Annotated in this window: 17 protein-coding genes and 1 pseudogene; 3 read left to right on the forward strand and 15 right to left on the reverse strand. The window is 55.9% G+C overall.

The annotated features are described in order from the left end of the window. Nucleotides 1-25 precede the first annotated feature (25 nt). The 10 genes from ACOSDR_RS11905 to ACOSDR_RS11950 form a co-directional block, all read right to left on the reverse strand. The gene (locus ACOSDR_RS11905; RefSeq protein ID WP_420731407.1) at nucleotides 26-2,092 is read right to left on the reverse strand and encodes an ASKHA domain-containing protein; all 2,067 of its coding nucleotides are present in this window, start codon (nucleotides 2,090-2,092) and stop codon (nucleotides 26-28) included. A gap of 44 nt (nucleotides 2,093-2,136) precedes the next feature. After that, nucleotides 2,137-3,045: a dihydropteroate synthase gene (locus ACOSDR_RS11910; protein ID WP_420724851.1), complete on the reverse strand. Its 909-nt coding sequence runs from the start codon at nucleotides 3,043-3,045 to the stop codon at nucleotides 2,137-2,139. A 209-nt stretch (nucleotides 3,046-3,254) separates the two neighbouring features. After that, nucleotides 3,255-4,139: a homocysteine S-methyltransferase family protein gene (locus tag ACOSDR_RS11915; protein ID WP_420731408.1), complete on the reverse strand. Its 885-nt coding sequence runs from the start codon at nucleotides 4,137-4,139 to the stop codon at nucleotides 3,255-3,257. A gap of 4 nt (nucleotides 4,140-4,143) precedes the next feature. Continuing rightward, nucleotides 4,144-5,010 (reverse strand): methylenetetrahydrofolate reductase, encoded by an 867-nt coding sequence (locus ACOSDR_RS11920; RefSeq protein ID WP_420731409.1) that lies wholly within the window; start codon nucleotides 5,008-5,010, stop codon nucleotides 4,144-4,146. Next, on the reverse strand, nucleotides 5,007-5,972 hold the full coding sequence (locus tag ACOSDR_RS11925; RefSeq protein ID WP_420731410.1) for an ArsR/SmtB family transcription factor: 966 nt from the start codon (nucleotides 5,970-5,972) through the stop codon (nucleotides 5,007-5,009). Before ACOSDR_RS11925 ends, ACOSDR_RS11920 begins: the two co-directional genes overlap by 4 nt. Nucleotides 5,973-6,147: 175 nt before the next feature. Beyond that, a complete protein-coding gene (locus ACOSDR_RS11930; RefSeq protein WP_420724847.1) occupies nucleotides 6,148-6,888 on the reverse strand; it encodes a hypothetical protein in 741 nt (246 codons plus the stop codon). 98 nt (nucleotides 6,889-6,986) lie between these two features. After that, the gene (locus ACOSDR_RS11935) at nucleotides 6,987-7,580 is read right to left on the reverse strand and encodes a sarcosine oxidase subunit gamma (RefSeq protein ID WP_420724846.1); all 594 of its coding nucleotides are present in this window, start codon (nucleotides 7,578-7,580) and stop codon (nucleotides 6,987-6,989) included. Continuing rightward, a complete protein-coding gene (locus ACOSDR_RS11940; RefSeq protein ID WP_420731411.1) occupies nucleotides 7,573-10,605 on the reverse strand; it encodes a sarcosine oxidase subunit alpha family protein in 3,033 nt (1,010 codons plus the stop codon). The genes ACOSDR_RS11935 and ACOSDR_RS11940 overlap by 8 nt, the downstream gene beginning before the upstream one ends. Continuing rightward, a complete protein-coding gene (locus ACOSDR_RS11945; RefSeq protein ID WP_420731412.1) occupies nucleotides 10,602-10,943 on the reverse strand; it encodes a sarcosine oxidase subunit delta in 342 nt (113 codons plus the stop codon). The genes ACOSDR_RS11940 and ACOSDR_RS11945 overlap by 4 nt, the downstream gene beginning before the upstream one ends. A 32-nt stretch (nucleotides 10,944-10,975) precedes the next feature. Then, nucleotides 10,976-12,220, reverse strand: a complete 1,245-nt coding sequence (locus ACOSDR_RS11950) for a sarcosine oxidase subunit beta family protein (RefSeq protein WP_420724843.1) — start codon at nucleotides 12,218-12,220, stop codon at nucleotides 10,976-10,978. 291 nt (nucleotides 12,221-12,511) lie between these two features. Here ACOSDR_RS11950 and ACOSDR_RS11955 point away from each other — a divergent pair, with 291 nt between their 5' ends. Beyond that, entirely contained in the window at nucleotides 12,512-13,630 is a 1,119-nt protein-coding gene (locus ACOSDR_RS11955; RefSeq protein WP_420731413.1) for a GlxA family transcriptional regulator, read from the forward strand. Then, on the forward strand, nucleotides 13,630-14,046 hold the full coding sequence (locus ACOSDR_RS11960) for a DUF1801 domain-containing protein (RefSeq protein WP_420731414.1): 417 nt from the start codon (nucleotides 13,630-13,632) through the stop codon (nucleotides 14,044-14,046). The genes ACOSDR_RS11955 and ACOSDR_RS11960 overlap by 1 nt, the downstream gene beginning before the upstream one ends. Here the strand turns inward: ACOSDR_RS11960 and ACOSDR_RS11965 are convergent. Continuing rightward, nucleotides 14,043-14,384, reverse strand: coding sequence for a hypothetical protein (locus tag ACOSDR_RS11965; protein WP_420724840.1), 342 nt, complete (start codon nucleotides 14,382-14,384; stop codon nucleotides 14,043-14,045). The two genes, ACOSDR_RS11960 and ACOSDR_RS11965, sit on opposite strands and share 4 nt — an antisense overlap. Nucleotides 14,385-14,636: 252 nt before the next feature. Between ACOSDR_RS11965 and yidD the strand changes: the two genes are divergently transcribed. Further along, on the forward strand, nucleotides 14,637-14,954 hold the full coding sequence (yidD, locus tag ACOSDR_RS11970; protein ID WP_420731502.1) for a membrane protein insertion efficiency factor YidD: 318 nt from the start codon (nucleotides 14,637-14,639) through the stop codon (nucleotides 14,952-14,954). A 288-nt stretch (nucleotides 14,955-15,242) separates the two neighbouring features. Here yidD and ACOSDR_RS11975 read toward each other — a convergent pair whose 3' ends face one another. From ACOSDR_RS11975 to ACOSDR_RS11990, 4 genes and pseudogenes are all read right to left on the reverse strand, one after another. Next, complete coding sequence (locus ACOSDR_RS11975) at nucleotides 15,243-16,634, reverse strand: NAD(P)(+) transhydrogenase (Re/Si-specific) subunit beta (protein ID WP_420731415.1); 1,392 nt, start codon at nucleotides 16,632-16,634, stop codon at nucleotides 15,243-15,245. A gap of 24 nt (nucleotides 16,635-16,658) precedes the next feature. Then, nucleotides 16,659-17,084, reverse strand: coding sequence for an NAD(P) transhydrogenase subunit alpha (locus ACOSDR_RS11980; RefSeq protein WP_420731416.1), 426 nt, complete (start codon nucleotides 17,082-17,084; stop codon nucleotides 16,659-16,661). A 120-nt stretch (nucleotides 17,085-17,204) separates the two neighbouring features. Continuing rightward, a pseudogene (locus tag ACOSDR_RS11985) lies at nucleotides 17,205-18,428 on the reverse strand (Re/Si-specific NAD(P)(+) transhydrogenase subunit alpha); the annotation flags it as partial. Between the two features lie 171 nt (nucleotides 18,429-18,599). Next, nucleotides 18,600-19,949, reverse strand: coding sequence for an ABC1 kinase family protein (locus tag ACOSDR_RS11990; protein WP_420724837.1), 1,350 nt, complete (start codon nucleotides 19,947-19,949; stop codon nucleotides 18,600-18,602). Between the last annotated feature and the right edge of the window lie 46 nt (nucleotides 19,950-19,995).

The raw sequence follows: 19,995 nt of genomic DNA on the forward strand, positions 1-19,995 counted from the left end.
CTGCGTTTAGTGTATCTGTATGCCGCTAGCAACGGCGTCTCCGGCGACGGCCACCTGTTTCGCCGTCGTCATTGGACGAGTGGGCAGATTTCTTTGGTGGCAGCGTGATGACCTTTTCCAGATTCGGAAAGGGCGCTGTCTTATGCGGGAAGGCCATCGCACCGACGAAATGCTCCTGAAAGCGCGGTTCGACAGCGGTTTCGATTTTCTCAATTCCCGACACGATCTGTTTGATCTCCTCACGGGAATGGCGGTTCAACAGGGCAATACGCGCCCCGGTTCCAGCCGCATTCCCGACAGAGGCGACCATATCCAGCGGACAGTCCGGTATAAGACCCAGAACCATGGCGTATTTTGCATCGATATGGCTGCCAAAGGCACCGGCCAGCACGATGCGTTCCACGGGCTTGCCCAATTTGTCGATCAGCAATTGCGCGCCGGCATACAGCGCCCCTTTTGCCAATTGAATGGCGCGCACATCGGCCTGGGTCACACGGATTTCCGGCTCCCCGCGATGCAGGATATAGGAGAAAGTGCGGCCTTCCCCCAGAATACGGTCTGTGCGCGACGCGGTGCCGCCATCAATAATGCCGTCTTCGGTGATCAGCCCGGCCAGGAACATTTCCGCCAGGACTTCTATAATGCCTGATCCACAGATGCCTGTGACACCGATCTTTTTCGACGCTTCGGCAAAGCCTGCCTCATTGGACCACAGATCTGAGCCGATCACCTTAAAGCGCGGCTCTAGCGTTTCCGGGTCAATGCGCACCCGTTCGATTGCGCCTGGTGCCGCGCGCTGGCCAGAGGAAATCTGTGCGCCTTCCAGGGCCGGGCCTGTCGGGCTGGAACAGGCCAGCAACCGGTCCTTATTGCCCAGAATGATTTCCGCATTGGTCCCAACATCAACGACCAAAGTGACCTCTTCGCGCAATTGCGGGCCTTCTGCCAGGGCGACACCGGCGGCATCGGCTCCGACATGGCCAGCAACACAGGGCAGGAAATAGACCCGCGCGCCTGGATTGGTCTTACCCTTCAAGTCCAATTCGCTGGCCAGGACTTCTAACGATTGATTGGTCGCCAGGGCGAAAGGCGCCCAGCCCAACTCGGTCGGATCAATACCCAGCAACAGATGGTGCATGATTGGGTTTCCAACCATGACAAGTTCCAGAATTTCAGTGGGATGTACTTTTGCCTCAACCGCAGCCTGACCGATCAGATATCCCAGGCTTTCGCGCACGGCCTTGGTCATTTCGACCTCTCCGCCCGGATTCATCATGACATAGCTGACCCGGCTCATCAGGTCTTCGCCAAAGCGGATCTGCGGGTTCATTGCGCCAACAGAGGTAACGACATCACCGGTTTGCAGATTGGTCAAATGCACCGACATCGTGGTGGATCCGACATCAATCGCACAGCCAAAGATCTTGTCGTGGAAACCCGGCCAGACATAAATCAATTCATGTTCATTCCGGACGGCGGCGGTGATCTTCCACTCGCCCTTGCGCAATGCCTTCTGCAAAATCTGTATGACGGACAGATCGGCGTGATCGACGGTCAGTCCCCATTGTTCATACAGGGCCTGTTCCAGCCGCTCTAGATCTCCAGACGGATGGTGCATGTCGGGTTCTTCAACCTCGACATAATGCAGACGCACGACCGGATTGATTTCAATACTCCGGACCTCAGCGCGTTTGCGCACGACTTGTTTATGGACCTGGCTGTCAGCGGGAATATCGATGACCAGGTCACCCTGGATCGTGCTGGAACAGCCCAGCCTGCGATCCGCCTTCATGCTGCGTTTGCTTCGATAGCGTTCCTCCACCGCATTCATGGGGGAGATGTTTTCCGCCTTGCTTTTGATCTGAAACTTGGAAAAATCCCCGACCGAAGGGGTGATTTGGCATCGCCCGCAAATGCCACGACCGCCACAGACAGAATCCAGATCGACGCCCAGATGTCGGGCCGCCTGAAGGATGGGCGTTCCAATCGCAAAATCACCACTGCGGCCCGAAGGGGTGAAAACCACATGGGCGGTTTTCCCTTCGGGGGCAGTGGATTGTGTATCAGTCTTGGTCGGGTCGGCGTCAGCCATAAGGCACTCTTTTTTGTTTACAACAGCGGAACGAAGGGTTGGCGTCAGGCAGAACGGCGGCGGCGCGTGCTGCGACCCCCACGGGCTCCTTGTGCTTCACCTTCTGGGGCGGCCTCGCGGAAGCGCTTGATCCAGGCGGCGCAATCCTTGTCGTGACCGGCGATCACATCTGCGCCCCAAATTGCGTGCATTTCCGGCTCGTGCAGCGGGTTCATGATGGCGCTGGTCATGCCGGCCCCGACCGCCATGGACAGGAAGGCCCCGTTCAGCGAATGCCGGTTTGGCAAACCAAAACTCATGTTTGATGCGCCACAGGTCGTGTTGACCTTCAATTCATCATGCAGGCGACGGATCAGGTTCAAGGCGCCCACACCGGCATTGCCCAGGGCACCGATTGGCATCACCAGGGGATCGATCACAACGTCATGGGCGGGAATACCATAATCCGCGGCATGCTCGACGATCTTTTTGGCAACCTGGAAACGAACGTCAGGATCTTCGGAAATACCGGTTTCGTCGTTGGAAATACCAACCACGGCACAGCCATATTTCTTTACCAGCGGCAGCACAACTTCCAGGCGCTCTTCTTCCCCGGTCACAGAGTTCAGCAACGGGCGGCCTTCATAGGCTGCCAGGCCTTGTTCCAGGGCTTCTACAATAGAACTGTCGATGCACAGGGGAATATCAACCAGGCTTTGCACCAGCTTGATGGTTTTTGCCAGAATGTCGGGCTCGTTGGCCAGTGGAATGCCTGCGTTGACGTCCAGCATATGGGCTCCCGCGGCAGCCTGTGCCAGCGCGTCTGCCGTGACCGTCTCGAAATTGTATTCCTTCATTTCCGCTGCCAGTTTTTTGCGGCCGGTTGGATTGATACGTTCCCCGATTACGGTGAAGGGGCGGTCAAACCCGATAATGTGGGTTTTGGTCTTGGATTCGAGAACAGTCCGGGTCATTGAGCAAATTCCTTGATACGATGTCGTCTCCACAATGTCAGGCGCGACATCGGGTCAGCACGACAGGATTATTGTCCGTCGTCAGATGGACGAAAGTTAACCGAGCGAGCGCAAGGGAACAGCGCGCCCGCGTCTATTAACGTCGGAATCGCGCCGTTCTTGGTTTTCGGTGAACAAAGTCCTGTCTAAAGACCCGTTCACGCGGTCGGTCAGGCTGTTTCGGACACCGATTCCGGTGCCTCGACAGGGTCAGGGAAACGGGTCCAACTGGATACAGGTTCCAGATCATCGACCACACGTTCGTCACGGACCCAACCCAGTACCGGACGGAAGCCATCCTCCGCACGATCCCGCAACAATGTGTCCAGGGCAGCGGTATGCTGCGGCAATGACCCGCCGCCAATCAGATTGACCGTGCCATCGCGCAAGGCGCTGTCCAGCCAGGCCGCGCGGCGGGCATCGCCGGGGCGGAATTGGACAATGCCATCGGCGCTCTCGACGGTGCGCGGACCAAAGCGTGGGCCGCCTTCAATGCGTTGCAGCAGGATCGCAACGCGGCTGTTCAGCTTTTCCCTAGCCTTGTTAGCCCCTTCCAGCATGGCTTGTATGCGTCCAACCCCGGGTAACACGTCCAACAGAATGCCATCGGCTCCTCCGGCAATCAGCCCTTCAACCTGAATGCTGGCGGCGGCTTCCACGTCACCGGGAGGGATATCCCAGCCATCGTCGCGCACAACACCCATGACAAAACGGCGACGGCCTTCACCGGGCACACTGTCGACCGCTTCTGCGGCTGCTTCGGCAGCCTTGAAATTGATCATGAAGGCTTCATCTTCCAGACCATAGGCACGCAGGGTAAGAGGGTTTGCGCGCAGGCTGTTGGTCCGCACGATATCTGCACCGGCCTTCAAGAAGGCCTTATGCACATCAACAACCTTGCTGTAGCGCGTCAGGTTCAGCACTTCCGGGCATTCGGCCGCCCCGAAGAAATCCCGCTCTGCGTCCAGATCCAGTTCCGGCAGCTTAAGCTCTCTGGTGATAGATCCATCGGTCAACAGAACATGATGGGTCAGGGCTTCTGTAATTGTCCGCATTGGTTTACGCAGCCTCCTCTTTTTGAGTAATCACGGCGCTTTCTGTGCCTGTGATGCCAAGCGCCCGGGCGATGGTCAACGCATCCCGCACGCGATTTAATGTATATAGGTGAATATGGTCGACCCCTTCTGCGATCAAACGATCAGACAGGGAAACGGTTGTGGCAACCGATAGCGTGCGCACGGTTTCAGGATCGTCTTCCAACCCGGCGAAACGGGCATCCAGCCATCCAGGCACTTTCGCGCCACACCCGGCGGCGAAACGATGCAATCCTTCCAGGCTGGCAATGGGTAAAAGGCCGGGGATGATGGGTTGATGAATGCCCGCCGCGCGGCAGTCATCCCGAAAGCGCAGATAGTCTTCGATGTTAAAGAAGAATTGGGTGATTGCCTCACTGGCCCCGGCATCGAATTTACGCTTCAGGTGGTCCATCTCTGCCGCCTTTGAAGCGGATTTTGGATGGCCTTCGGGATAGCAGGCAACAGCGATGTCGAAGCCGCCAATCTTGCTCAATCCCTCGGTCAGCGCGGCGGCGCAGGGATATTCATCCCCCGTAACGGCGGGGGCATCGCCCCTTAGGGCTACGATCCGGTGAATGCCTTTTGCCTTCCAGTCGCGGGCCAGTCTGTCGATTTGATCCCTGGATTGACTGGATGCGGTCAAATGGGCGGCGATTTTATTGGCTTGGCCCTTTGCAACCAGGGCATTGATGGCAGTTTCGCTGCGTTCTCTACCAGACCCAGACGCCCCGTAGGTTACCGAAACATAGTCGCCGATGGTGGCCAATGTTGCGACACTGTTTTCAAATGTCTCAGAGCTGCCAGATTTGGGCGGAAACACTTCAAAACCGATTCGGATTGCATGGCTCATGCTGCTTCCTCCGCCTGGGAATGCGCGATCTTCTGCGCGGTCCAAACACAAACGGTCAGGGCACCGCCTTCCAATCGCGTCACAGCAATGTCGCCGAACCCGGCTTCCTGAAGCCAATTTTGAATCTGTTCCTGGGTGAATCCCGGCCAGCGGTGCGCATGTTCTGCCCGCAACTCTGCCAGATTATGCTGTTCAAAATCGACAATCAGAATGCGGCCCGTGTCAGATAATACGCGGGAGGCTTCGGCCAAGGCCTGGGCGGGATCATCGGCGTAATGCAACACCATATGCAAAACGGCCGTGTCGAAATCCTGATCAGCGCTGGGGATTTGATACATATCGGCCTGACGCACCTGACAGTCCGTCAGCCCCTCGCGTTCAATGGCGGCGCGCGCAACACGCAGCATTTCCGCAGACAGATCAATACCAACGGCGGAATTGGCGCGCGGCCCCAATAGTTCCAGCAATTTTCCGGTGCCGGTTCCGATATCCAGCAATCGGCCCAGGGACCAATTTCGCGTTACATCAGATAAAGCATTGGATACGGCTTCTTCATCGACATGCAGCGTGCGGATATGATCCCATTCGGCGGCATTGCGTTTAAAGTAATCCGCAGCCTCCGCATCCCATTTGCGGCGCAACCGGTCCAACCGATCCATGTCGCGCGCCAGAACAGGGTCTTCCTGTGGCAGCAGGTCCAGGACGGCAGACGCAAAGCTGGCAGCGTTATCATCTGCGCGGCGATCGGATGCCAGGCGGTAACGCGCCCAGGATCCTTCCTGATGGCGTTCCAGCACATGGCCTTCGACCAGCAATTTCAAATGACGGGACAGGCGTGGCTGGCTTTGACCCAGCAAGCCGACAAGATCGCTGACCGTCAGTTCTGAATGGGCGCACAGGTTCAGGATCCGAATTCGGGTTGGTTCTGCCACGGCGCGCATTGCCTGAAGAAGTCTGTCCATTTGCTAAGCCTCATAACATGATGCACACATAACAATATCTTTATGTCGTTCTGTCAACAAAAAAGAAGGTGTCACGAACTGTGTGGTCTATTACGGGATCAAAATGCGTCATGCCCGCTTTGCAAAGAAAGCAGGGGCCGATCAGACGCTGGTGGCGGCAGGGCGGAGGCGGTTGCTATCTCAAGAAGGACAGTTCGATCGCGTGCAAGGCTTCATCGCTATGGATGATGCCATCCGCCTCTATCAATGTGCGGATTGACTGTTGCAGGGCTTCCAGGGCCTCTTCACCCTTGGTATCCATGATATCATGGGCGCAGTTCAGCATTGTCCGGGAGTCTGGATACAGGCGCCGGACGATTTCCCAAACCGTATCAGCCGGGCATTCGGTTTTTCCATAATTCTGTTGAATAAAGGACAACACAACCGTTCGTTCGGCCGGATGCAGATATCCATCACAGCGAGAGAAGAACATAAGCACCGATAATTCATCCCGCGCCGCGCACAGCAGGCTGCGGGTTTGATCGCTGACGCTGTCGCCTGTTCCTTCGCAGCGAAACCGTTCCAGAAATGTATAGGGTGAATCATAAGGAAGTGCACCGCCATGTGGATCAATCACCCGCATGGGACGTGTCAGGCGGAACCGCCTGATATCCTGGCGCGTATGGCAAAAGGCAGTGAAGCTGGGATCGTCACCCTCTGTCTTTGCCGACAGCAGGGTGACGCGGCGCACACTCCACTGGTCGTGATCATCCCTGTATTCAAGAATCACGCCAGCTGGCAGGTAGGTACCATCCTTTTCAGGCGTCAGCATGTCCGGGGAATCTTCTATCGGTGTTTCCTCTACAACGCCGCCGGGAAGGGGCGGGCGCGGAGCATTCGCGACTTTCCCGGCGATACGTTCAAAATCCCGCAACATGAAACGGTCCCTTACTTTTATGGGCGTTGTTAAACTTTGAAAGTATTTAACACCCAAAAGGGAGTTGGTGCCACGTAATTGTATGCAGGTATCCGCTATCAGGCGGGTGCCCATTCCCGTGCCCCATCGGCAAGATAGGCCCACAGATAATCAGCAAAACTCCACCGGATCATGATGTCGAATGTATCGGCATCGGTAAGGGTGATGAAGATCGTTGCATGATGGAACCCGGTACCTGTTGCTTGTCCCGGCTTAAAGGCGCGGGGATGTAAATCAACGACACAGCCTTTCGCCAGAAGATCGCGGCTGCGTGTGCCATCAACGCGCAGTATTGTGTAGTAATCACTGACATCAACAACAGATTTGCGAATACCCGAAAGCGCGGCGTTCAAATCGGTGATCAATTGAATTTGCGCATCCTCGTTGGTCCAGATCAGCCATTCGTCGAATGCTTTCCAGAATACTCGAAAGGCGCCGACGCGCAGGGAGGATAGAGGCTGTGTCGGCAGATCTGCCCCCAGGACAGATTTAACCCCCGCCGCGAAGGCTGGGTCGGCTGCATTACCCCGCAAAGTGACCTTCCCCAGAAACGGCAGTTCCGTGATGGTCACACCCTGGGCCTGAATTGGGTCTTTGCCCGACAGCGGCGTTTCAATGGTAACGCCCGGATACAAACTGGATGCCTTAGCCATTGGAGCGTACCCCTTCCTTATCAAAGAAGACTGTATCGGTCAGCGTCACCTTTTCCACATGCCCATTCATCAATGGGACAGAAAGCGTATCGCCTTTGCGCTTGATGCCATCCGCCACTAGGGCAAGGGCAATCGAACGGCCTACATTCGGGCTGTAGTAACTGGATGTGACATGGCCCAATGTCTTCATCGGGGGCTTGGGTTTCACGTCTTCCACCACATGCGCCCCTTCTGGCAGCACGAAATTCGGGTTTTCTGTCAACAGGCCAACCAATTGCTTGCGGCCTTCCCGTTTCGTATCGGTGCGATAGAAGGATCGGCGGCCCAGGAAATCATCTTTCTTCTTGGACACGATCCAGTCCATATTTAGATCCATCGGGGTAACCGTACCATCTGTATCTTGACCAACGATGATGAAGCCCTTTTCCGCGCGCAGGACATGCATGGTTTCCGTTCCATACAGGCACAGGCCATGGGCCTTCCCGGCGTCCTGTAGCGCGCGCCAGACATGCAGGCCATATCGGGCAGGGACGTTGATTTCATAGGCCAGATCACCGGTGAAGCTGATTCGATAGACCCGTGCGGGGGCCCCGGCAACCGTGCCTTCCTGCATCGCCATGAAGGGGAATATTTCCGGATCCAACGGCATGGAAGTGACATCTGCCAGCAATGCCCGCGCATTTGGCCCGGTGATGGTGCAGACCGCCCATTGTTCGGTCACAGAGGTCATATAGACCTCCATCTGGGGCCATTCAGTCTGGGACCAGTTCTCCAGCCAGCCTAGAACCCGCGCAGCGCCGCCGGTTGTTGTGGTCATATGGAAATGATTATCGGCCAGGCGGGTCGTTACACCATCGTCAAACACCATGCCATGTTCGTTCAGCATCAGGCCATATCGGGCGCGCCCAGGCTTCAGCGTGTCCCATTTATTGGTATAGACCCAGTTCAGGAATTCAGCCGCGTCCTTGCCCTGAATATCAATCTTACCCAGGGTGGAGGCATCCAGCATGCCAACTGTCTCGCGTACCTGGCGGCATTCGCGCAGGACAGCCTCATCCATCGTTTCTGTAACGCCGGATTTGCTTGTCTTGGGGAAATACCAGGGGCGTTTCCAGTCACCGACATCTTCAAATACCGCACCATTTTCGACATGGGCCGGATGCATCGCGCTGGTGCGTTCCTGAATGAACAGGTGATTGCGATTCTGTCCTGTAACCGCTCCAAACGTGATAGGCGTGTAGGGCGGACGGAAGGTCGTGGTGCCAACCTCCGGGATCGCGGCATTGCGGATTTCCGCCATGATTGCCAGCGCATTGACGTTGGATGTTTTACCCTGATCGGTGCCCATGCCGGTTGTGGTATAGCGCTTCAAATGCTCGACCGATAGATAGCCTTCGCGGGCGGCCAGATGAATGTCAGAGGCGACAACATCATTCTGATGATCGTGGAAATGCTTGGCCTTGCCATGACCCAGCGGCTTCTTGCCGGGAATGGTCCAGACCATGCGTTCAGGTCCTTCAACCAGAGGCTCAGTAGTGGGAGTCTTGGGCACTTCGCCGCTGCCAAAGCCCGCCGCCTGCGCTGCAGCGACGCCCTGCGCGAAGCCTTGTGACAGGCAATCACCCAGATCATAGGCACCGGTTCCCGACCCTGCCGCAACTGGCAGCCAGGGGCCCGCATGACCGGGGATAAAGCAGTTCTTTTCTGCGTCCCAGGTCAGTTTGCCCCGCGCCTGGCTCCACAAATGGACGGAAGGGTTCCAACCGTTTGAATTGGCCAGGATGTCACAGCCAATGAAGGTCGTATCATAGGTCAGGCTTTTGCCATCAGCAGATATTCTCGCGATCTCGCAGCCGGTCACGGAATGCTTGCCAAATGTCGCAACCACGGCGCTGCCTTTATGGATGCGGATCATCAGGGCTTCGGCCTGTTTCACCAGGGGGCCGGTCGGATCTTCCCGTAAATCGACTATGTCCACAGTGGCACCCGCTGTATGGGCGTCGATTGCGGTTTTATAGGCGCTGTCATTATTGGTGAAGACAACAACCTGACGACCGGGTAGAACGCCATAGCGATTGATATAGGTGCGCAAGGCCGCCGCCAGCATGATGCCGGGGCGATCATTGTCGGCAAATACCAGCGGGCGTTCAATCGCACCCTGGGCCAGTACAACCTTTTTCGCGCGGATTTTCCAGAAACGCTGACGGGGGATGCGATCATCCGCCTGCGGCCCCAGATGGTCAGTGACCCGCTCCAGTGCGGTCAGATAGTTATAATCGTAATAGCCAGACACGGTTGTGCGCGGCAATATGGTCACCTCGTCCAGGCGGCTTAACTCCGCCAGGGATTTTGCAACCCAGTCCAGGGCGGGCTGTCCGTCGATCAGAGCATCATCGCTGAGCAGCGCACCGCCCATTTCCTGTTGTTCGTCGGCCAGGATGACACGGGCACCGGTGCGACCTGCTGCCAAAGCCGCAGCGATCCCGGCGGGGCCACCCCCAACCACAAGCACATCACAGAAAGCGAATTTCTGGGCATAGGAATCCGGGTCCCGCTCCATTGGGGACTTACCCAATCCTGCCGCACGTCGGATAATCTTTTCATAGACCGGCGTCCACCAGGAGGCGGGGAACATAAAGGTCTTATAGTAGAATCCAGCCGGGAACAGTTTTGCGATCTTCTGGTTCACCGATTGCACATCAAACTTCACCGACGGCCAGCAGTTCTGGCTGGCAGCGGTCAGCCCGTCATACAAATCCACCACGGTGGCGCGGGTATTGGGTTCCGTGCGCGGGCCCGTTTCCAATTGCACCAGGGCATTGGGTTCTTCGGATCCGGCGCTCATGATGCCGCGCGGGCGGTGGTATTTGAAGCTGCGCCCGACCAGTTTCACGCCATTGGCCAATAGGGCAGAGGCCAGCGTGTCACCACGATAGCCGGTGTAACTCTGCCCATCATAGGTGAAGGTCAGTTTTTGGTTGCGGTCCAACCGGCCTTTGTCGGACAGGCGATAGGATTGGCTCATTTTTTAGCACCTTCGGCTAATTTCTTGTGATCATCGCAACAGGTCAATCCGTCCCAATCCTTGGGCGGCGTGGGCGCGTCTTCTCCCATTTTATAGCTGTCCCACATGACATCCGTGACGGTGTGGCGCAGCGCGTTGAACCAGCGCCCGCAGCCTTGGGTGTGTGACCACCGTTCCGCATGCACGCCCTTCGTATTCCTGCGGGTATAGATGTAATCGCCCCATTTCTGATCTGAAATCTGGCCAGGCTCCAGCGGGCGGGCGATATGGGCCTCGCCGCCATAGCTGAATTCGGTCTGATCACGCCAGCCACACCAGGGACATTTTACAAGAAACATGGCAGAAGCTCCAAATCTGAAAGGGTGTTGGCTTAGTGGGCAACAGCGGCGGCGGCCGCTTCATCGATCAGGGCACCGGTGTGGAAGCGATCCATGGAAAAGGGCGCTGCGATGGGGTGCATTTCACCATTGGCAATGGAATGGGCAAAGACATGGCCCGATCCTGGCGTTGCCTTGAACCCGCCCGTTCCCCAGCCACAGTTGAAATACATATTTTCAACCGGGGTCTTGGTCATGATGGGCGAACGATCGACAGTCACATCGGTGATGCCGCCCCATTGGCGCAGCATGCGAACCCGGCTGAAAATCGGATATAATTCCAGCACCGGGCCCACCACATGTTCGATCTGATCGAAGCTGCCCCGCTGGGAATAGGAGATATAGGGGTCGCCCGATCCGCCAATCACCAATTCGCCCTTATCGGATTGGCTGATATAGGCATGGATGGCGTTGGACATGATCACGCAATCGACGATGGGTTTCATCGGCTCGCTGACAAAGGCCTGCAAGGGGAAGCTTTCCAGGGGCATGCGGAAGCCGGCCATTTCCGCAACGACGGAGGAATGCCCGGCGGCGACAACGCCCACCTTGCCCGCCCCGATGCTGCCGCGGCTGGTCTCAACGCCTTTTACAACACCGCCTTCGATCTTGAACCCGGTGACTTCACAGTTCTGGATGATATCGACACCCATCGCATCGGCGGCACGGGCATAGCCCCAGGCCACGGCATCATGTCGCGCGGTGCCGCCGCGACGCTGTAACAGGCCGCCCATAACCGGATAGCGACAGTTCAGATTGATGATCGGCACCATCTCTTTGACCTGTTCGGGCGACAGGAATTCACTATCGATCCCATTCATATAGATGGAATTGCCGCGCCGCCCGATTTCCTGCATGTCGTGAACATTATGCGCCAGATGCAACAGGCCCCGCTGAGAGAACATGACATTGTAATTCAATTCATCGCTGAGGCCTTCCCACAGGCGCACCGCGTGATCATACAGGGCAGCGGATTCATCCCACAGATAATTGGACCGCACGATGGTCGTGTTGCGCCCCGTATTTCCGCCGCCAAGCCAGCCTTTTTCCAGCACAGCGACATTGGTAATGCCGCATTCCTTGGCCAGATAATAGGCGGTTGCCAATCCATGGCCGCCGCCGCCAATGATCACCACATCATAATGGGATTTGGGATCTGGACTGCGCCAGGCGCGTTCCCAGTTTTCGTGGTGGGTGCGGGCATTGCGGGCGATTGCGAAGATGGAATATTTCTTCATGGTCACAGATCCTCATTGAGTGGCCTTTTGTGTAATACAGCGGCCCATTCCCCCCTTTCAGAACTGCGACAGGCTTAACAAAAAATGCGACGAGACCTCCTTTCCCCCCTATGACGCGGATTGACAAGAATCCCAATCACGCCCATAGCGATGATGACGCATATGTGAAACTTGCCCCCTTGGGATACCTGTGGATGGGCAGTACACACAGAAACGGTTCTTTCCCGGGGAAAGGGCCTGTCGCTTAGACTATATTTCAGCAGGACCGGCATAAAGAAGGATCGGTTACGAATGCGCATGTTGAAGCCCCTGGCAGGATCAGGCCCTGATAAGGTCGTATTCGTGCTGATACCAAATTTTTCTTTGATTGCCCTGTCTGGTGTGGTGGAGCCGATGCGGCTGGCCAATCGGATCAGTGGCAAGACCCTGTATAAATGGGAAACTGCCAGCCGGGATGGCGCGCCGGTTCAGGCCTCTAACGGGTTTCCGATCGGAACGGATCGTTCTGTTGCGGATTTCACATTACCGCCCAGCAATGTCATCCTGTGTTCTGGCATTGATGCGCATGTTTACAAGGACAATGCGGTCTTTGGCTGGCTTCGCCGTTGGGCGCGCGAAGGCAGCCATATTGGCGCAATCTGTACCGGGGCCCATGTATTGGCCCATGCGGGCTTGTTGAACGGCTATCGCTGCACCATCCACTGGGAAAACCTGGACAGTTTTACGGAAGAATATCCAGACCTGGACGTGCGGGCGGAATTGTTTGAAATTGACCGGGACCGTTTTACCTGTGCTGGTGGCGTTGCAGGCCTGGATATGATGCTGCAGGAAATCTCCACCAAGCACGGGGCCGATCTGGCTGCGGCTGTGGCAGAGCAATTCATGCATGAGCGGATGCGCGAAGGCCATGATGATCAACGGCTGCCCCTGCAGGCCCGCCTGCGAATCAGCCATCCCAAGCTGATCCGCGCGATCTCAGAAATGGAACGCCACACCGAAGAGGCGCTGACCCGGGACGAGATCGCGGATCGTGTCGGCCTGTCCCGGCGCCAGTTGGAGCGCCTGTTCCGACGCTATCTGAATACCAGCCCGGCACGCTATTACCTGCGTTTGCGGCTGAATCGAGCCAAGACATTGCTGACCCAGACCACCATGCCGGTCACCGAAGTGGCCTTTGCCAGTGGCTTTACTTCCGCGTCCCATTTTTCAAAATGCTATCGGGATATGTTCGGGCGCACCCCACGCGCGGAACGGCGCGGTCCGGGCGGCGTTATCCTGGATGCAGAGGATGATGAGGCGGAAGACTTGGACGGCGCAGCTTTCGCCGATGAGGATTTTGAGGACGATCTGGGGGACGACCTCGGGGACGATCTTGACGATGACCTGCTGGAAGAGGGTGGTAAGGCGTAATGCCTGCCGCGTTCAAAGATGCTGCCGTTCAGGCTGTCTTTGATCAGTATGAGGCGGATGTTCGTGACAAGCTTCTGTCTCTTCGGGATTTGATTTTTGATCAAGCCGCCTTGATCCCCTCCGTCGGGCCCTTGTCTGAAAGCCTGAAATGGGGGCAACCTGCCTATCACCCCGTTGCAAACAGGATTGGCACGACGGTGCGATTGGATGCTATCCCCGGTTCGGGCGGGGCTGTGGCACTTTATGTTCCCTGCTCAACCACCCTGATTTCAGATATCTTGACTCGATATCCTGATGTGTTTGACAGTCAGGGAAAGCGGGCGCTGGTTTTCGCGCCCGACACACCCATCCCGGAATCAGAACTGCGCCATGGGATCGCGATGGCGCTGACCTATCACCGCCGAAACGTACTCTAAGACGCGGTTGGCGCAACGCTGGTTGTTTCCTGTATTGTCGGTTCCCAATCTTCACCCGCTGCCAGCAAGCAGGTGATGCCGTTTCCATTGGTATGAACAAAGGTCCATGTCCCGTTTGGGGAGACGAATAGCTCTACCAAAGACCCCCCATTGGTCATGCCAACGGCAGACTGGCGTTCCTCGAACCGGGCGGACAGACGTTGGATAATAATGTCTCTTGGCCCGCATATCTGGGGTTCGTCGCCCGCCTGTGCAGCCTGGGGAAGGCTGCCCCCAAACGCTATCAACAGGCTTAGTATGGCAAGAACTGATCCTGATTTCACATACAGCGCTTTCATAATGCTCTCCCGATCCAGAAATACAATATGACACTATGATGACAACAGAATGCACCAATTTGCATTCATCCAATATGATTGTTTTGTTACTGTAATATTAATATTGCGCAAAAATCACCCCTTTTGCATCAAAATGGCAGAAGAATTCAAATTAAGATTGAAAGGTATAATGTTTTGCTATGATAGTTATAATGTATTCGTATTAATATGGGTTTTAAGAATTTCATGGATTCCAAAATTGACACCATTGAGATGGCAATTGCAGAGGAACTGCGCCCCCGAGTCGCCCGCAAGCTCGGTATTACACTTGAATGGGATGTATTCGTAGACTCCTTTGAGAACCCACAGTTATCATCGGTATCAGGGTTAGCCGCAGCTTTTTGTCGATTTTATCGCGCTATCAGACCCGCGTCGATTGGGAATCGTTGCGGGTATGAACCAAGTTGCTCCCGTTATGCAGAATGGTGTTTTCGTCAGCATGGTTTTTGGAGCGGTCTTAAATTGACATTCTCCAGGCTTAAGAGATGCAAAGGAAATTCTGGGGGTCTTGATCTTCCTCCGTCACGTTAGAGCTATGTTTTGAGGAGAAATAGAATGCAGTACAAAGTGGAATCAATTGGTGCCGCGTTCAATGACAAAAATATTACTGCATTGTCAGATTTGTTAACTAAGCAATCGAGCCAGGGGTGGGAGTTTCATTCAGTATTTTCTGTCCAAAAAACAGGTTGCCTGGGTAACAACGAAGGGACGACTTATTTGGCTGTGTATCGAAAAGAATAAAGTTATTAAGACGAAGGGAAGCGTCATTGTAGACGCTATCCTTCGTCTTAATCACGTTCAGACTACTGCAATTATTAATCAGCCTTTCAGACTTTTCACGATCTTTTCCACCATCTGCTTGGCGTCGCCAAACAGCATCGTGGTGTTGTCGCGGAAGAACAATTCATTCTGCACCCCGGCATAGCCCGACGCCATAGAGCGTTTCAGGAACAGGACCTGACCGGCATTTTCCACATCCAGAATGGGCATGCCATAGATGGGGGAGGCCTTGTCGGTCTTTGCCGCTGGGTTGGTGACGTCATTTGCCCCGATGACAAAGGCAACATCGGTGCTGGAGAAATCGCCGTTGATTTCTTCCAGTTCCATAACCTCGTCATACGGAACATCTGCTTCCGCCAACAGCACGTTCATGTGGCCTGGCATGCGGCCTGCAACCGGGTGGATCGCATAGCGGACCGTCACGCCTTCGGCTTTCAGCAGATCCGCCATTTCACGCAGCGTGTGCTGTGCCTGGGCAACAGCCATGCCATAACCGGGCACGATGATGACACTGTCGGAATTCTTCATCATATAGGCCGCATCTTCCGGCCCGCCTGATTTGACCGGGCGGTCATCATCGCCGCCATCGCCAGATGCCCCGGCAACTTCACCGCCAAAGCCCCCCAGGATGACATTGAAGATCGACCGGTTCATGCCCTTACACATGATATAGCTGAGGATCGCGCCAGAGGCACCGACCAGCGCACCGGTCACGATCAAGGCGGTATTGGCCAATGTGAAGCCGATGCCTGCGGCGGCCCAGCCGGAATAGCTGTTTAGCATGGAGACAACGACGGGCATATCTGCGCCACCAATTGGCAGGATCAGCAGGAAACCCAAGGCAAAGGCCACCAGTACGATGGCCCAGAAGATCCAGGGCGCCTGGGTGACACATAAGGCGATAATCAAAGCCACCAACAGAATGCCCAATCCGGCATTCAATGGATGCTGACCAACGAATGACAGCGGTTTGGACCCAACGATGCCCTGCAACTTACCGAAGGCAACCAGAGATCCGGTAAAGGTCACAGCCCCGATGGCGGTGCCAAGGCCCATTTCGATCAGGGACCCAATGGCAATTTGGCCTGCGGTCCCGATATTGTATTCTTCCGGTGCGTAGAAGGCCGCAGCGGCAACAAAAACCGCGGCAAGGCCCACAAGGCTGTGGAAGGCGGCGACCAATTGCGGCAGTGCCGTCATTTCGATCTTACGGGCGATAAACGTCCCGATTGCGCCACCAACGACGATCCCAAGAATGATCCATTCATAGGACAAAACATTGGGCATTGCCAGGGTAGTCAGGATGGCAATCGCCATCCCGACGATGCCAAAACGATTGCCAACCCGGGCTGTTTCCGGGTGGCTGAGGCCGCGAAGTGCGAGTATAAAACACACTGCCGCGACGAGATATGCATAACCGGCCCATTCCATTGTCGGTCTCCCTTCCCGCCGCGCTTAGCGTTGCTTCTTTTTGAACATGGACAACATCCGGTTCGTGACAACGAAACCGCCGAAAATATTCACACTGGCCAGGACCACGGCGATAAAGCCGAAGACTTTGGACAGGCTCATGTCAGTAGGCCCCGCTGCGATCAAGGCCCCAACGATGATCACCGATGAAATCGCATTGGTGACCCCCATCAAGGGGGAGTGCAGGGCGGGCGTCACCGACCACACCACGTAATAGCCCACGACGCAGGCCAGAACGAAGGCGGTGAAGAGATGCAGAAAGGGCGTTTGCGTCGCGGTTTCTGCAGCTGAAGCCAGCCCGGTTGGATCCAGCGCGGTCACTTTCGCCGACAGAGCTTCCGCCTTCGCCGCTAAGGCCTGCGCCTGTTCTTGCAGGCTTTGGGCGGCGTTCATCAAATCTTGCTTGTCCATGGATCAGCCCTCCTTTCCATCAGTACCGGCGCTGTCATTGGCGGGCGTCTGTGCCGGGGCTGCCGCCTCTTGTGTTTCAGCAGGCGCCTTCTTGGCAGCGGCTTTTTTCGTGCCAGCTTTTTTGGGTCCTGTCTTCTTTGGCCCAGATTTCTTGGACGCCTTCTTCGCAGCGGCTTTTTTAGGCGCGGCCTGCTTGGATGATCCACTGCCCAGCGCTTCTTTCACACGGTCCTGAACAATTTCCCCATCCATACAGACCAGGGTGCCCTGAATGACCGCATCTTCCCGGTCGATCTTCATCTTTCCGGTATCTTTGTCGATCATGGGCGTCAGGAAGTTCAGCAGATTGCGCGCGAAAAGCTGGCTGGTCGTTTCGGCCAGACGGCTGGGTACATTGGCATGCCCGATCAGGGTCACATCGTGCTTTGTCACCACCTTGCCGTATTCGCTCAACGGACAGTTCCCGCCCGCTTCTACGGCCAGGTCGACGATCACAGAGCCGGGCTTCATTGATTTCACATGATCTTCCGTCACCAGAACAGGTGCTGGCCGACCCGGGATCAGGGCTGTTGTGATGACAATGTCCATCTTCTGGATTTTTTCAGCGATCAATTCCGCCTGTTGGCGTTTGTAATCGTCTGACATTTCCTTGGCATAACCGCCATCGGACTGTGCCTGTTGGAATTCTTCATTCTCAACCGCCAGGAATTTCCCGCCCAGGCTTTCAACTTGCTCCTTCGTTGCGGGGCGCACATCGGTCGCATGCACAATTGCGCCCAGGCGTTTGGCTGTCGCGATGGCTTGCAGGCCCGCAACGCCGACCCCCATGATGAACACATTGGCCGGGTTCACGCGGCCCGCTGCCGTAGACATCATCGGTAAGGCGCGACCATAATACTCCAAGGCATCCAGAACGGCCTTGTAGCCCGACATGTTGGCCTGACTGGACAGGATATCCATGGATTGCGCCCGGGTAATGCGCGGCACCAGTTCCATCGCAAACAGGGTAACACCCTGATCGTTCAGGGCTTTGACGGTATCGCCTTCTGTCAGGGCATAGGCGTGACAGGCCAGCGCCTGTCCTTTGGAAAACAGTTTAATCTCTGATTCCAGCGGCCGGGCGATCTTCAGAACAAGATCAGCCCCTTTGACCGTATCAGCCGGAGTTTTGGCGATTGTTGCGCCGGCCTCTTTAAAGGCACCATCCAGGATTGAGGCAGCATCGCCCGCACCGGTTTCTACGGTGACGGAGCAGCCAAGCGAAATGAATTTCGCAACACTATCGGGCGAGGCCGCAACGCGCTTTTCACCGTCGCGTCGCTCCTTCAATACCGCAATTTTCATGGGTTATCCCCCGTTTCCACATCCCAACACACGCCCCTCGATCCCTTTCAGGTTCGTTGGGGCACGATCCGCAATCAGTATTTATGCTCTCGACGTTACCGATATGGAACAGTCTGGGCAAAAGAAAAGGGGGGCGGGTGCAAACTTTCTTTAATGCGACTGTAACTGTCCCTAGGCAACCAGCCCGACTTTCTCAAGGGCGGCGGCCTGCCGCTGTTCCAGTTTCGCTGCATCGAAGCCGTCGATCAATTCATGAAATTGCCGGTGCCAGTTTACTTCAGCCTTCAAATGCATGAAGACGGACCCCAGGCCAATCGCGGCGCGGTCGACCAGTACGAATTCGCGGGGGGGCTGAACGCCACCCAGGCGCGACAATTCCTTCTGAACCTTTCCGGCAACTTGCGCGCCATACTGACCGTTGTCGGTTTCCTGGATTTTTTGCACCTTGTCTTCCATCAGGGGGCGATACAGAAAACGGGCCCATACATTCAGGACTTCCAGCAATTCCTTTGAGATATTCTGAAACCCCCAGGATTCATAGGCATGGACGGCCAGATCCATATCATCGTCCCGCAAGGCGCGGTACAGGTCAATCACACCGGTTACAAAGCTTGGCGGGAAGATCCGGATACAGCCGAAATCCAGCAGATTGATGCTGCGCCCGTCGTCTTGAACCGCGTAATTGCCCATATGCGGGTCGCCATGAATGACGCCATAGTCATAGAAGGGGACATACCAGGCGCGGAACATCGACAGTGCGATCTCATTGCGGGTTTCCAGGGGTGCATCGCGATAGGTCATCAGCGGGCTGCCATCCAGCCAGGTCATCGTCAAAAGCCGCTTGGTCGACAGATCGGACACGGGATCTGGTACCCGCACACGGGACTCATTGGCCAGCATATGTTGATACAGCAACATCGCCTTGGCCTCGCGCTCATAGTCCAGTTCTTCGCGCAGACGCTCCGACAATTCCTCATAGATGCGCTTGGTAGAGATCGCCTTGTCATAGCGCTCATAGATCGAAAAGATCAGCTTCAACTGTTTCAGATCAGAATCGATGGCTGAGGCCATATCGGGATATTGCAGTTTGCAGGCCAGCCGCTTTCCATCGTCCAAGGTGGCGCGATGTACTTGGCCTAGAGAAGCTGCATGGGCGGCCTCTTTTTTGAACTCTGTAAAGCGTTTGGTCCAGCCCGGTCCCAATTCTGTCGCCATGCGACGGCGGACAAAGGGCCATCCCATCGCGGGCGCATTGGTCTGTAACTGTCGCAACTCTTCCGCATATTCTTTTGGCAGAGCATCTGGAATGGTGGACAGAATTTGTGCCACTTTCATCAGCGGCCCCTTCAGCCCACCGATCGCCATCTTCAATTGGCCGGCATGTTTATCCTTATCCAGCTTCAAACCCAGATAACGCGATCCTGCCAGGCGTGCGCCCAGCCCGGCCATCGCGCCGCCCACCTGGGCCGCACGGCGCACCTGCCCGGTGAAGGATGTATCGTCGTTATAGGAATCTGACATAGTGTCTCTTCTACGTGCCGCTGGCGGTGCTGGATTGCCCAAAAAG

This window comes from Hwanghaeella sp. 1Z406, from assembly GCF_048892425.1.
GTDB lineage: Bacteria > Pseudomonadota > Alphaproteobacteria > UBA8366 > Aestuariispiraceae > Pacificispira.